This window comes from Hydrogenophaga crassostreae (assembly GCF_001761385.1).
Taxonomy (GTDB): domain Bacteria; phylum Pseudomonadota; class Gammaproteobacteria; order Burkholderiales; family Burkholderiaceae_C; genus Hydrogenophaga; species Hydrogenophaga crassostreae.
Genome location: NZ_CP017476.1, coordinates 319,463 through 333,148 on the forward strand (window position 1 = coordinate 319,463; position 13,686 = coordinate 333,148).

A 13,686-nucleotide genomic window follows, 5' to 3' on the forward strand; every position below is an offset into this window, starting at 1 on the left:
TTTGTAATGAACCCATGACCTCTGATACTTCTTCGTCTCCTTCGGTTGATTCGACCGACTGCGGTTGCAGCACGGTCTGCGCTGTGCCCATTCCCTTGAGCAAAGAGCCAGCAACCCCGGAGGCGGTTGATGCGGTGGTGCTGAGCATTCCCTTGATGGATTGCGCGGCCGAAGAGTCCGACATCCGCCATGCGCTGGATGCCGTGGGGGGCATCCGCAGCCTGCGCTTTCAATTGGGCCAACGCACCCTGACCATCGATGCGCCGCCCGAGGTGATCCCGGCGGCCATCGATGCGGTGAACCGTTCGGGTTACCCCGCCAAGCGCTTGTTGCCTGGCGAGCAACCGGGTCAACACGCGCCGCACGATCACGCGGGGCACAACCACGACGACCAAGGCCTTGACCACACGCAGGGCACGACGTCATCCGCCAGCAATGGCCTCGTGCGCTACGGCGCCGCGCTGGCGTTTGCGGTGGGCGCCGAGTTGCTGCACTTTTTTGCCCCCGAAACCCTGCCGTGGAAGGTGTTCGGCATGGCCCTGGCTGCTGTGGCGATCGGCCTGGCCGGTTTCTCCACCTATGCCAAGGGACTGGCCGCCTTGCGCCATTTCCGCCTGAACATCAACGCCTTGATGACCGTGGCCGTGACCGGCGCTTTCCTGATCGGTCAATGGCCGGAAGCGGCCATGGTGATGGCCTTGTACGCCATCGCCGAGTGGATCGAAGCGCGGGCGGTGGACCGCGCGCGCAACGCCATTCAGGGCCTGCTCAGCCTCACGCCCGAGACCGCCGAGGTGCGGCAAGCCGATGGCAGTTGGCAGGCCGAGCCTGCCACCAAAGTGGCGGTGGGCTCGATCATCCGCATCAAGCCCGGCGCGCGCATGCCGCTCGACGGCATGATCACCGCAGGCAGCAGCACGCTGGACCAAAGCGCAGTCACCGGTGAGAGCCTGCCGGCCGACAAAACGGTGGATGACGCCGTGTTCGCCGGCACCGTCAACCTGAGCAGCACGCTGGAGCTGCGCGTGAGCGCGGAGGCCAGCAACACGCTGATCGCCCGCATCATCCACGCCGTTGAACAGGCCCAGGGCAGCCGCGCGCCCACACAACAGTTTGTGGACCGTTTCGCCCGCGTCTACACACCCGCCGTGTTCGGTCTCGCGGTGGCCGCCGCCATAGGTCTGCCGCTGTTGATGAACATGCCCTGGCTCGACGCGATGTACAAGGCACTGGTGTTGCTGGTGATCGCTTGCCCCTGTGCGCTGGTGATCTCCACGCCGGTGAGCGTGGTCAGTGGCCTGGCGTCGGCCGCGCGGCGCGGCATCTTGATCAAGGGCGGCGTGCACCTGGAAAACGCGCACCGCATCCGCGCGATTGCGCTCGACAAAACCGGCACCATCACCGAAGGCAAGCCGCGACTGGTGGCGAGTGAAATCCTGCGAGCGAACGCCAATGAAGCGCAAGTGCAGTCGTGGGCATCGAGCCTGGCTGGGCATTCCGATCACCCGGTGTCGCAGGCGATTGCCGCCGGCCTGCCGGGTCAATTGGCCACGCTGCAAGGGTTCACGGCCTGGGCCGGGCGGGGCGTGGGCGCGCAAGTCGATGGGCAGGCCTTGTTGCTGGGCAACCACCGGCTGATCGAGGAACGCGGGCTGTGCAGCGCGGCACTGGAAGCCAAGCTGGCGGTGCACGAAGCCCAGGGCCGCACGGTCACCTTGCTTGCCAATGAGCGCGAAGTGCTGGCGCTGTTTGCGGTGGCCGACACCATCAAACCCGGCTCACGCGAGGCCTTGGCCGCGTTGCGTCGGCTGGGCGTGAGCACCGTGATGCTCACCGGCGACAACAGCACCACGGCCGCAACCATCGCGAAAGAAGCGGGCATCGACGATGCGCGCGGTGATCTGCTGCCCGAAGGCAAGCTGGCCGCGATTGAAGCGATGCAGCAGCGCTATGGGTTCACGGCGATGGTGGGCGATGGCATCAACGATGCGCCGGCCCTGGCCCGCGCCGACATCGGCATCGCCATGGGCGGCGCCGGCACCGACATTGCCATGGAATCGGCCGACGTGGTGATCATGAATGACGACCTGAACCGCATTCCCGAAACCATTCGCCTCTCGCGCCGCGTGCACAACATCCTGCGCCAGAACATCGCGCTGGCCCTGGGCATCAAGGGGGTGTTTCTGCTGCTGGCCATCTTTGATGACGCGACCATGTGGATGGCCGTGTTCGCCGACATAGGGGCGAGCCTGCTGGTGGTGGCCAATGGACTGCGCCTGCTGCGCCGGTAGCCAAAGGGTGGTTGTTGTCAGAGGGAGGCGGTCGTGCGCCGCTCGGGCGGCAGCAGGGACTCCACTTCGTCGACGAACGTATCGGGGTCGATGGGCTTCTCCATGTAGCCCTGGCATCCGGCTGCCAAGGCCGCATCTCGGTCGCCCTGCATGGCATAGGACGTTACCGCCATGATCGGGATGCTGGCCAGCGCAGGGTTGTTCTTGATCCGGCGGGCAACTTCATGGCCATCCATGACCGGCAACTGGATGTCGAGCAAGATGAGGGCGGGATCACAATCGATCGCCATGGTCAGCCCGGCGGCGCCGTCGGCCGCGTGAATCACTTCCCATCCGCGGTTTTCGAGCAAGAAGCTGAGCAAATAGCGGTTGTTTTCGTTGTCTTCGATCAACAGAATGCGCATGTTCATGGGTGTTCTTCTTTCTCGGTGCTCTCGTTGTCGGTGGCGGAATCTGCGCGCGGGATGGTGAATGTGAAGGTGGAGCCCACGCCGGCCTCGCTGCTGACTTCCAGTGAGCCGTCCATGAGTTCGGCCAGCTTGCGCGAAATGGCCAGACCCAGGCCAGAGCCCTCATGTTGCCGTGCCAGGCGGTTGTCGATTTGGCGAAAGGGTTGAAACAAAGTTGGAAGATCGGCTGGTGCGATGCCGATGCCGGTGTCGCTGACGTCCACTTGCAGCAAGGTCTCGCCCACCTCTTTGACCCGCAAGGTGACCGAGCCCACTTTGGTGAACTTGATGGCGTTGCTGAGGAGGTTGAGCAGCACCTGTGCGGTGCGCCTAGCGTCTCCCATGGCCGTACCCACGGGCTCGCTGGTTTCCACGCCCAAACCCAATCCTTTCGCGTCGGCCAGGGGTTGTACCGTGGCCATTGCCTTGGCAATGCTGGCATTCAAATCAAACCGCTCGTGGGACACCCGCAGTTCGCCCGCTTCGATCCGGGAAATGTCGAGCACGTCGTTGACCAGCGCGAGCAGGTGGTGCGCGCTTTCGCGCACCTTTTCCATTTGAAAAGCCTGTTCGTCGTTCAACGGGCCTGCCAGGCGTTTGAGCAAGATCCCGGTGAAGCCGATCACGGAGTTCAGCGGGGTGCGCAGCTCGTGGCTCATGGACGCGAGGAACGCCGACTTGATGTGGTCGGCGGCTTCGGCTTTTTGTTTGGCTTGCGCCAGCTCTTTGACAAAACGGTTTCGGGCGGTCACGTCGCGAAACACACCCCGGCTGGAGACGTTTTTTCCGTCAACGATTTTCTGCGAGATGTTCCCTTCTACTTCGATCCGTTGTTTGTCTTTGGTGAGAAGGACCAACTGCATCTGGATCAGATCTTCTCCATTCAGGCTTTTGGCCCGCTGCGCCGCTACATAGGCTCTGCTCTCGGGCGCAATCACCGCCATCAGGTCCAATGCGTTGGCTTCTTCCGGGGTATAGCCCAAGGTCTTGCACCAGCTGGCGTTCACAAACACAAACTTGTTGGTGAGGTCGAGCACGTGGATCAGGTCGCTGGCGTTCTCAAACAGATCCCGAAACCGCTCTTCGCTTTCGCGCAGCTTCACTTGCGCGGCATGGCTTTCGGTGTTGTCGACGACAGAAACCAGCACAAAGTGCCCCTCTGGAAACTCCACTGGGCTGAGCCGCACCTCTACCGGGATCTGGTGTCCGTCTTTGTGCTGGGCAAACAGTTCATGCTCACCGGCCATCTCGGGGTACGCGTGTGACAGGGCCAGGTATTCCCGCCGGTGTTCAGGGGGCACCAGCAGCTCGACGGATTGTCCGATCAGCTCGGACCGGGTATAGCCAAAGAGTGATTCGACACTGGCCGTGACCTGGGTCACTGTGCCCTGGTGGTCGATCAGCAGCAAGGCATAGGGCGAGGTGTCGACCATGGTGCGAAAGCGTTGTTCGGCTTTGTCGCGCTCAGCGCGAACGACCATCAGCTGATCGGTCATTTGTGCCCGCAATGCGATCTCTCGCCGCAGCCGGCGGTTGTGCAGGTAGAAGGCGAGGTAACCCAGCGCGGCGAGAGCGACCAGTGCTGCGGCCCAGGCCCGTACCTTCTCGCGTGCGATGCCGCTCTGAACGAGGCTGCCGACCCAGCGGCGTCGAACGGTGGCCGCCTCTTCGGCGGTGATGCCGTCGATCGCCGCGTTCAACATGGGACGAAGCCCAGCGTTGCGGGGGTGCACGGCCAGATGGAGCTTGATGGCGTGGTCGCTCAGCGGGCCTGCATAGGTCAGGCCGGCGATGGAGGCTTCGTCGATGGCTTTCAAGGCGGAGGTGGTTTCTGCCGCCATGTACTTCACCTCCCCGTTCAGCAGCGCGCGCGAAGCGGCGACCAGCGATGGGAACGGTACCTGGGCAATGCGGGGGTAGGCCGCCAGGGTTTCCGCCGCATAGCCGCCTTCAAGCACCGCCACGCGGCTGTCGAGCAGCGCGTCCAGGTTGCCCAGGAACACCTCGCCCCGGCGCACGAAAACGCCCGGTGCCGACACAAAATAAGGGATGGACAAGTCGTCGACCGGCGCATTTTCCGCCTCATTGTTGACGGCGTAGAGCAGGTCGAGCTGGCCCGCCTGGTAGCTGTCCATCATGGCGCTCATGGAGGGGAACGTGACCGTGCGGGTGTGGATGCCGGTCTGTTTCTTGATCAACGCCAGCGTGTCTTCCGACACCCCGGCATGGGCGCCATCGGATTGCACGAAGTCGAAGGGCCAGCGCATGGTCAGTGCGCCGACCTTCAATACAGGCAACCGCGCAAGCGAGGCACGCGCTTGGGCATCGAGTACCACGGGCGGGGCGGTCAGGTTCTCCATGGATACCGGGATCCAGCGGGAGAATATTGCCTGTATCTGCTCAGGAGGGATGCTGGCCAAGGCCTTGTCGAGCAGCGGCGCCAACGGCGCCCAGTCTTTGCGCACGCCATAGCTTTGGCTGTTGGCGATGTCGTAGGTGGTGTTGACCGTGAGGTTCGACAGGCCACTGCGGCTGGCCAGGTAGGTGTTGATGCCGATCACCCCGATATAGGCGTCGGCCGTCCCGATTGAAACCGCCAGCAGGCCTTCGACCGGGGTATCGACATACACCGGCTCTGCGTCGGGCACTTCGGCAAGAAACGCCTGGCTGGACGAATACGATTTCACCAGTGCCACGCGACGACCGCTCAATGCGGCAACGCCGGGCAGGCGGGCGGCATCTGCCCTCGTCATGACCACGCTGGGTGTGGGCAGATAGGGTTTGGAAAATGCCAGAAAAGCATCGCGTTCGGGGCGGTATGCGGCGGTGGTGACGAGATCGATTTCGCGCTGGCGGACAGCCTCCAGCATTTGCGTCCAGCTCAAACCTGGCACCAGCTTCAGTTCGATACCCAGTTGCCGGGCCACCAGCGCAGTGATTTCGGCCGAAATGCCCGCCGGCTTTCCTTGGTCGTCAACAAAGGCGTAAGGGGCATACGACGGATCGACGCCGATACGCACCACCGGGTGCCGGGCCAGCCAGGCGCGCTCTCCGTCATTCAGTTGCAAGGAGGGCAGCTCAGCGGTGGGCGGTGGTGTTTGCGCCCAGGCGCTGGCGAAGCTGCCAGCAAACACGATGGCGATGCACACCAGGCCGAGAGCGGCGCTGTTGCGCACCAACCCGTATCCGGACCGGGCCCCTTTGAGAATGGCGACGGATCGCGGCCACATGGGTACCAAAACCCGGTCAGGTTTCGCTGGTTTGGAGCAACTGGGAAAGCCGCAAGACCAGGTCTTCGGACACCCGCTCTTTGTGCAGCAGGGCTTCGATACGCAGGGTGTGGGCCTGCTGGATCAGCTCGCTGCTGATGTGGCCGGACACAATGGCGATGGGCAGGTCGGCGCGGATCGATTGCACCTGGCGTGCCAGCTCCAGACCTGACATGCCGGGCATGTTGAAGTCGGTCAACAGGAGATCAAAATCCTTGGGGCATTTCTGCAGGGCGGCCAAAGCCAGTGCGGGGTCGGTGAACGGGGTCACCCGAAAGCCCGCGCGCGCCAAGATCGCCTCGAGCAACAAGGTGATGGGTGAATCGTCATCCACCAGGAGCACGTGAGGTGATCCGGTCAACGGTGGTGTGATTTCGGGCTTCCGGGCGACCGGTTGGTGGAAGTCGGATTGGTCGACGAGCGGAAAATAGAGGTGAAAGGTGGTGCCCACATCGGGTTGGCTCTCGACGGTGATGGCGCCGTGGTGGGCGACCACGATGCTGCGCACGGCGGAGAGACCCAGCCCAGTGCCTTGGCCCACGGGCTTGGTGGTGAAAAAAGGATCGAAGATGCGCTGGCGCACCGCTTCGCTCATGCCGCAGCCGTTGTCCGAAATCCAGAGGTGGGCAAATGGCCCTGGGGCGAGGTTCGGTGGCTTGGCCGTGTCGGTCGATGCGAAGTTGCAGATCTCAAGTCGGGTATCAATGCGCGCTGATTTGGCGGGTGCAGCGTGCCAGGCATTGGTGTAGATGTTGAGCAGCACCTGCTGCAGCTGGGTGTTGTCTGCGCGCACCAGCACCGGTTGGTTAGGGAGGTGTGTTTTGAATGCGATGGTCGTGGGCAGAGTCGCTTGTGCAATGGCCAGGGTCTCATGCACCGCATCTTGAACCGCGATGTCGGCCAGCGCGGTGGACTGGGGGCGGCTGAAGCTGACAATGCGCTGCACCACCTCGCGTGCACGCCGGCCAGCCTTCTGGATCTGTCCCAGGTATTCCGCGGCCGGGCCGTCAGGCGCAATTTCTTCCCGCATCAGCGTGGAGAAACCCAGTATCGCGGCCACGATGTTGTTGAAGTCATGGGCGATACCGCTGGCAAGGGTGCCCACCGCCTGCAGTTTTTGTGTCTCCCGGAGTTGCGCCTCGAGCTCTCCACGCTGGCGTTCGGCCAGTTTGCGCTCGGTGATATCGGTCTGAATGGTGACGTATTTGTCTGGCGGCCCCTGGGTGGTGGCAAAAGGCACCACGGTGGTTTCAACCCAGAACAGGGCGCCTTCCCTGGTGCGGTTGCACCACTCGCCTTTCCACATCTGACCGGCTTGAACCGTGCGCCACAGTGCCCGGTATTCCGTTGCGTCATGCTGGTCCGAACGGAGCACCAGGTGGGTTTTTCCAATCAGTTCGTCGCGTCTGTAGCCCGAAGTGGCACACAGGCCATCGTTGACGTAGGTGATGACGCCCTCGGCATCGGTCATGGAGAGCAGGGCGTGTGCATCCATGGCGGCTTGCAAAGTGGCAGCGTCGGCCTGGGATTGCAGCAACGTTGCTTGCGCCTGCTTTTGTGCGCTGAGATCGCGCAGGGTGATGTTGGCGATTTGTTGGTGCTCAGGCGTCGAATACACCACGCTGCTGATCTCGACAGGAAAATGCGCTCCGTTGGCTCGAATGGCGGTGACTTCCCCCCGTGTTCGGCCGGTGGCATCGCGTTCGGCGATCAAGGTGGCCAGACGGGGGTCGGACTGGTCATAGAACCGTTTGCTGTCCGCGTTGACGAATGCCTCCAATGAGAGCCCAAATCCTTCGCAGGCGGCGCGGTTCACCCAAAGAATGCGGTGCAGGATGGGGTCAGCCTCCAGGATCATGTCCATGCTGTTTTCGGCCAGCGCCTTGAACCGCGCTTTGCTGGCATGCAGGTTGCGGGTCAGCGTGCGCATTTCCAGCGAACGCTTCTCCAGCTTCCTCACCAGGGTGGCGTTGTAGGCGACCTGTGTTTCTTCCAGCGGCTCGTTGCCTGGGGCAGTTGCAGGCAGGCTGCCGTTCTTGGCTTTCTCGATGACCTGGTTGACCACCGCAACAAACGCGTCGGCCTCCATGGGTTTGACGATAAAGGCGTCGGCGCCCAGCTGGAGGGCCAGGCGCTGGTCGTCGGAGTCGGTGTAGGTCGCGGTGTAGACGATGCTGGGAATGTGTTTGAGCGCCGGATCGGTTTTCCATTGGCGCAGCAAGGTGTAGCCATCCATTTCAGGCATCAGCAGGTCGGTGATCAGAAGCGCTGGCCGGGATGTCTGCGCATGTGCCAGCGCTTCGAGGCCGTGACGGGCTTCGTCCACTGCATAGCCATTGCTCTGCAGCACCTGGCGCAACAAATACAGGTTGGCCTCGTTGTCATCGACAACCAAAACGCGTTTCATGCATCTCCATGATCAAACTTCTCAGCGGGTCTGGATGATCAAACGCTGACGTTCACTTATGTAAACATTGTGACGCATTTCGGAGGATTTTTTGACGCCGGAATTTACCCTTCGTCGGAAGGCCGCCACGCGCCAATGCCAATGACTGCGCGGCTTCTGCTGGAGGCGCAGTTCTAGTGGGCGGCTTTTGCGATGCTCGCCGCGTCCACCTGGAAGAAGGCCCGCAGGGCCGCCCGGGTGTCGCTGCGGCCAAAGCCGTCGGTGCCCAGTGTGGTGTACGCGCGATCCGCTGGCAACCAGGCGCGCACGCTCTCGGGCACGGCGCGCACATAGTCGGTGGCAGCGATGATCCGGCCTTGGCTGTCTGCGAGTTGTTCGGCTATATAGGCTTGGCCCGAAGCGCAGGCAGCGCCGTCGCGCGCCAGTTCGCTCCAGCTGGTCACGCTGAACACGTGCACTTCAAAGCCTTCTTGCGCCAGTTGCTCGGCGGCCATCACGACCTCGGTGAGGATGGCGCCGGAGCCCATCAGCGTGACCGCTTTGGCGGACTTGCCTTCAGTTGGCGTGTAGACCTCCAGCTTGTAGCAACCGCGAATCACGCCTTCTGCTGCGCCAGCCGGCAAGCTGGGTTGCGCGTAGTTGGCGTTCATCATGGTGACGTAATAGAACACGTCTTTCTGCTCCACCAGCATCTCGCGCATGCCGTGGTCGATGATGACGGCCAGCTCGCCCGCGTAGGCCGGGTCGTAGGCTTTGCAATTGGGAATGGTGGCGGCGATCAGGTGGCTGGTGCCGTCCTGGTGTTGCAGGCCTTCGCCGCTCAGGGTGGTGCGCCCCGAGGTGGCGCCGAGCAGGAAGCCCCGGGCGCGCTGGTCGGCGGCGGCCCAGATCTGGTCGCCCACGCGCTGGAAGCCGAACATCGAGTAGTAGATGTAGAAAGGCAGCATGGCCATGCCGTGCACGCTGTAGCTGGTGGCCGCGGCCGTCCAGCTCGCGAGCGCGCCGGCCTCCGAGATGCCTTCTTCCAGAATCTGGCCGTCCATGGCTTCTCGGTAGCTCAGCACCGAGCCGATGTCTTCGGGCGCGTAGCGCTGACCCTGGCTGGAATAAATGCCCACCTGCTTGAACAGGTTGGCCATGCCGAAGGTGCGCGCCTCGTCGGCCACGATGGGCACGATGCGCGGGCCCAGTTCCGAGTCCTTGAGCAGGGTGCCCAGCATGCGCACAAAGGCCATGGTGGTGCTCATCTCCTTGCCTTCGGCCTGCAGGGCGAAGTTGGCGTATTGGGTCACGGGCGGCACGTTCACGACCTGGGCGGCCGTGTGCCTTTTGGGCACAAAACCGCCCAGTTGCTGGCGCCGCTGATGCAGGTACAACATCTCGGCGCTGTCGTCACCTGGTTTGTAAAAGTCCAGGTTCTTCGCCTGCTCGTCGGTCAAGGGCAGGTTGAAGCGGTTGCGAAACGTGATGAGGTCGGTTTCGTCGAATTTCTTGTGGCTGTGCGTGGTCATCTTGCCCTGACCGGCCGTGCCCATGCCGTAGCCCTTTTTGGTCTGGGCGAGGATCACCGTGGGCTGGCCTTGGTGGGCCGCCGCGGCCGCGTAGGCGGCGTGGATTTTCACGAGATCGTGGCCGCCGCGTTTCAGGCGGTCGATCTGCTCGTCGGTCATGCCCTGGGCGAGGCGCTGCAGCGCTTCGTTCTGGCCAAAGAAGTTGTCGCGGTTGAAGCGGCCGTCTTTGGCGGCGAAGGTTTGCATCTGGCCGTCGACCGTGTTGGCGAAGGCGCGGGTGAGGGCGCCCGTGGTGTCGCGGGCAAAGAGGCCGTCCCAGTCGGAGCCCCACACGAGTTTGATCACGTTCCAGCCCGCGCCGGCGAAGAGTTTTTCCAGCTCGTCGATGATGCGGCCGTTGCCGCGCACCGGGCCGTCGAGGCGCTGCAGGTTGCAGTTGACCACCCAGACCAGGTTGTCCAGCCCCTCGCGAGCGGCGAGCGTCAAAGCGCTCATGCTCTCGGGCTCGTCCATCTCGCCGTCGCCGAACACGCCCCACACCTTGCGGCCTTCGCAGTTGAGCAACTGGCGGTGCGAGAGGTAGCGCATGAAGCGCGCGTGGTAAATCGAGCTGATGGGGCCGATGCCCATGGAGCCGGTGGGGAACTGCCAGAAATCGGGCATCAGATACGGATGCGGGTAGCTGCACAGGCCACGCGCCAGGCCGCTGTCGGCGGCGGTTTCGGGCGCTTGTGCGGCGCCCGCCAAAGCGGCAGGCGAAGTGAGCTCTTGCCGGTAATGCAGCAGGTCGTCGGCGGTCAGGCGGCCTTCGAGGTAGGCGCGGGCGTAGACGCCGGGTGCACTGTGTGGCTGGTAGAAGACCAGATCCCCGAGGTGGTTTTCATGGCGGCCATGGAAAAAGTGGTTGTTGCCCACCTCAAACAGATCGGCCGCGCTGGCGTAGCTGGCGATGTGACCGCCCAGTTCGCCATAGGCCTGGTTGGCCTTGACGACCATGGCCAGCGCGTTCCAGCGCATGAGCGAACCCAGCCGCTCTTCGATTTCCAGATCGCCGGGGAACACGGGTTGCTGGTCAACCGCAATGGTGTTGACGTAAGGCGTGTTCAGCTCGGGCTGCCAGCCCACGCGTTGTGCCCGTGCCAGCCGCGCCATCTCGTCGAGCATGAAGCGTGCGCGTTCTGGCCCTTGTGAGGCCAGTAACGCGGCAAACGCTTCGCGCCACTCCGCTGTTTCGGAGGGGTCGGCATCGCCTTCTGGGGTGTTGAGATAACGGGCTTGGGCTGCGTCGGTCATGGGTAACTGTAGGGCTTTGCTGGCGAAATGTGCGTTTGAAATGTGATCGAATTTGCTCTGTAAACCGCATAAACTGCTTCAAATTGTCTTTATGAAGGTGTTTATGTCTTTGGATGTGATTGATGTCCGTATATTGGCCGAATTGCAGCAAGATGGATCGCTCAGCAATGTGGAACTGGCGCGCCGGGTGAACCTGTCGCCTTCGCCTTGTCTGGTGCGGGTCAAAGCACTGGAGACCCAGGGGGTGATCCAGCGCTATGTGGCGCTGGCCGACCCCAAGGCTTTGGGGCTGGGCCTCAACGTGTTCATCTCGATCAGCCTCAAGCAGCAATCCAAAGAGGCGCTGGCCGATTTCGAAACCCGCATTGCCGAACACGAAGAAGTGATGGAGTGCTATTTGATGTCGGGCGACAGCGACTATTTGATTCGCGTGGCCGTGGCCGACATCGGGGCACTGGAGCGTTTCATTCTTGATCAGCTGTCGCCCATGCAGGGCGTGGAGAAGATCCGCTCCAGCTTTGCGCTCAAGCAGGTGCGCTACAAGACGGCGCTGCCGCTGCCGGCGGTGTTGCCGGCGCGCTGACCGTTCCCTTGACCATTCCGCTGACCGCGCCCATGGCCGTGACCAGGTCGAGCGCCTGCTCGATGTCGGCCACGATGTCGCCCAGGTCTTCCAGACCGATCGACAAACGCACCAGGCCTTCGCTGATGCCGTGGGCCGCGCGCTCCTCGGGCGTGTAGGTGGAGTGGGTCATGCTGGCCGGATGCTGGGCCAGGCTTTCGGCGTCGCCCAGGCTGACCGCACGCGTGATGAGGTTCAGTGCGTCCATGAAGCACACGCCGGCTTCCAGCCCGCCGTGCAGCTCAAACGCCACCATGCCGCCGAACTGGCTCATCTGGCGCTTGGCCAGCTCGTGCTGGGGGAAGCTGGGCAGGCCAGGGAAGTGCACGGCGCTGGTGGCGGGGTGGCGCTCCAGCAGCTCGGCAATGGCCTGGGCGTTCTGGCAATGGCGGTCCATGCGCAGCGTGAGCGTCTTCAAGCCGCGCATCACCTGCTGTGCGTCGGGTGCGCTCATCACGGCGCCGGTCATGTCTTTCAGGCCATAGAGCCGCACGTGTTTCGCCAGCTCGGCGTCGGCAAAGATGGCAGCGCCGGCCGTCAGGTCGCCGTGGCCGCCCAGGTATTTGGTCATGGAGTGCACGCTCACATCGGCGCCCAGCACCAGGGGCTGTTGCAGGTAGGGCGTGCAGTAGGTGTTGTCGACCACCAGCTTGGCGCCGCCGGCGTGGGCAATCCTGGCCACGGCTGCGATGTCGGCCAGGCGCATGTTGGGGTTGGCCGGGGATTCGCAGTAGACGACCTTGGTCTGGGAGCTCATGGCCTGTTGCAGCTGGGCCGGATCGCGCATGTCGACATGGCGCACCTTCACGCCAAACTTGGTCAGTCCGTGGGACATGAAAGAAAAGGTGCAGCCGTACAGGGTGAGGTCGGCCAGCACCTCGTCGCCCGGTGCCAGCATGGACCACAACGTGGCCGTGATCGCGCCCATGCCTGAACCGAACACCACGGCGCCCGCCCCTTGTTCCAGGCTGGCCAGCCGACCTTCGAGCAGGGCCAGGGTGGGGTTGGCGATGCGCGTGTAGAAGTAACCCGATTCTTCACCGCTGAAGCAGCGGGCACCGTAGCCGGTGTCGGGAAAGGCGAACGTGGCCGAGGTGTACAGCGGCGGCACCAGCGCGCCTTGGTGGTCCAAAGGGTCGTAACCGTGGTGGATGGCGCGGGTGCTGAATCCGCCGGATGTGCGTTGGCTCATGTCAGGTTCCTCAAGGGGTTTGGGGCTGGGATGCCTGAAATTCTGAACCTTGGACCGGGGTAATATTTCGCTGAAATTCACCTAAATTGCGGTAATTAGGGTAAAAATTACCTTTCTGTGTCTACTTTTTGAATATTAAGACCTCTATGCCCATCACCCCCGACGCCATCGATCGCCAGCTGCTCACCGCCCTGCAAAAGAACGGCCGCACCACCGTGGGCGAACTGGCCGAGCTGGTGTCGCTTTCCCAGTCGCCATGTTGGCGCCGCGTGCGCCAGCTGGAAGACAGCGGCATCATTGCGGGCTACCACGCGCGGCTGGACCGCAAGCTGCTGGGCTACGGTGTGCTTGGTTTTGTGCACCTCGCCATGGCCGACCACACCCTGGAAAAGGCCGATGCTTTCGAGCGCGAGGTGGTGGCGCTGCCGCAGATCCTGTCGTGTCACAACCTTTCGGGCCGGTTCGATTACCAGCTGGAAGTGGTGGCCCGCGATCTGGAAGCCTTCGCGGAATTCGTGCGCAACAACATCCGGGGCTTGCCGGGCGTGCGCGAGATCTCGACCAGCTTCTCGCTCAAGGAGGTGAAGCGTTCCAACGAAGTGCCGGTCAAATGAGCCGGCTGACCCAGATGGCCGTCAGCGTCGACAATGTT

At 63.0% G+C, this 13,686-nt stretch carries 8 protein-coding genes; 3 read left to right on the forward strand and 5 right to left on the reverse strand.

Features of this window, described 5'->3' with window-relative positions:
- Positions 1-14 precede the first annotated feature (14 nt).
- The gene (locus tag LPB072_RS01565; protein WP_066095228.1) at positions 15-2,291 is read left to right on the forward strand and encodes a heavy metal translocating P-type ATPase; all 2,277 of its coding nucleotides are present in this window, start codon (positions 15-17) and stop codon (positions 2,289-2,291) included.
- A 17-nt stretch (positions 2,292-2,308) separates the two neighbouring features.
- Here the strand turns inward: LPB072_RS01565 and LPB072_RS01570 are convergent, their stop codons facing one another.
- The 4 genes from LPB072_RS01570 to mdeB all read right to left on the reverse strand — a co-directional run bounded on the left by LPB072_RS01570 (position 2,309) and on the right by mdeB (position 11,220).
- Positions 2,309-2,701, reverse strand: a complete 393-nt coding sequence (locus LPB072_RS01570; RefSeq protein WP_066095231.1) for a response regulator — start codon at positions 2,699-2,701, stop codon at positions 2,309-2,311.
- Positions 2,698-5,970, reverse strand: coding sequence for a transporter substrate-binding domain-containing protein (locus tag LPB072_RS01575; RefSeq protein ID WP_066095234.1), 3,273 nt, complete (start codon positions 5,968-5,970; stop codon positions 2,698-2,700). Before LPB072_RS01575 ends, LPB072_RS01570 begins: the two co-directional genes overlap by 4 nt.
- Positions 5,971-5,986: 16 nt before the next feature.
- The gene (locus tag LPB072_RS01580) at positions 5,987-8,416 is read right to left on the reverse strand and encodes a hybrid sensor histidine kinase/response regulator (protein WP_066095236.1); all 2,430 of its coding nucleotides are present in this window, start codon (positions 8,414-8,416) and stop codon (positions 5,987-5,989) included.
- A 173-nt stretch (positions 8,417-8,589) separates the two neighbouring features.
- Positions 8,590-11,220, reverse strand: coding sequence for an alpha-ketoglutarate dehydrogenase (gene mdeB, locus LPB072_RS01585; RefSeq protein WP_066095239.1), 2,631 nt, complete (start codon positions 11,218-11,220; stop codon positions 8,590-8,592).
- 103 nt (positions 11,221-11,323) lie between these two features.
- On the opposite strand from mdeB, the gene LPB072_RS01590 reads away from it, so the two are divergent.
- Positions 11,324-11,803 (forward strand): Lrp/AsnC family transcriptional regulator, encoded by a 480-nt coding sequence (locus LPB072_RS01590; RefSeq protein WP_066095472.1) that lies wholly within the window; start codon positions 11,324-11,326, stop codon positions 11,801-11,803.
- Here LPB072_RS01590 and LPB072_RS01595 read toward each other — a convergent pair.
- Entirely contained in the window at positions 11,745-13,034 is a 1,290-nt protein-coding gene (locus LPB072_RS01595; protein WP_066095242.1) for a methionine gamma-lyase, read from the reverse strand. The two genes, LPB072_RS01590 and LPB072_RS01595, sit on opposite strands and share 59 nt — an antisense overlap.
- Before the next feature lie 146 nt (positions 13,035-13,180).
- Between LPB072_RS01595 and LPB072_RS01600 the strand changes: the two genes are divergently transcribed.
- A complete protein-coding gene (locus LPB072_RS01600; protein WP_066095245.1) occupies positions 13,181-13,648 on the forward strand; it encodes an Lrp/AsnC family transcriptional regulator in 468 nt (155 codons plus the stop codon).
- Positions 13,649-13,686: the final 38 nt, after the last annotated feature.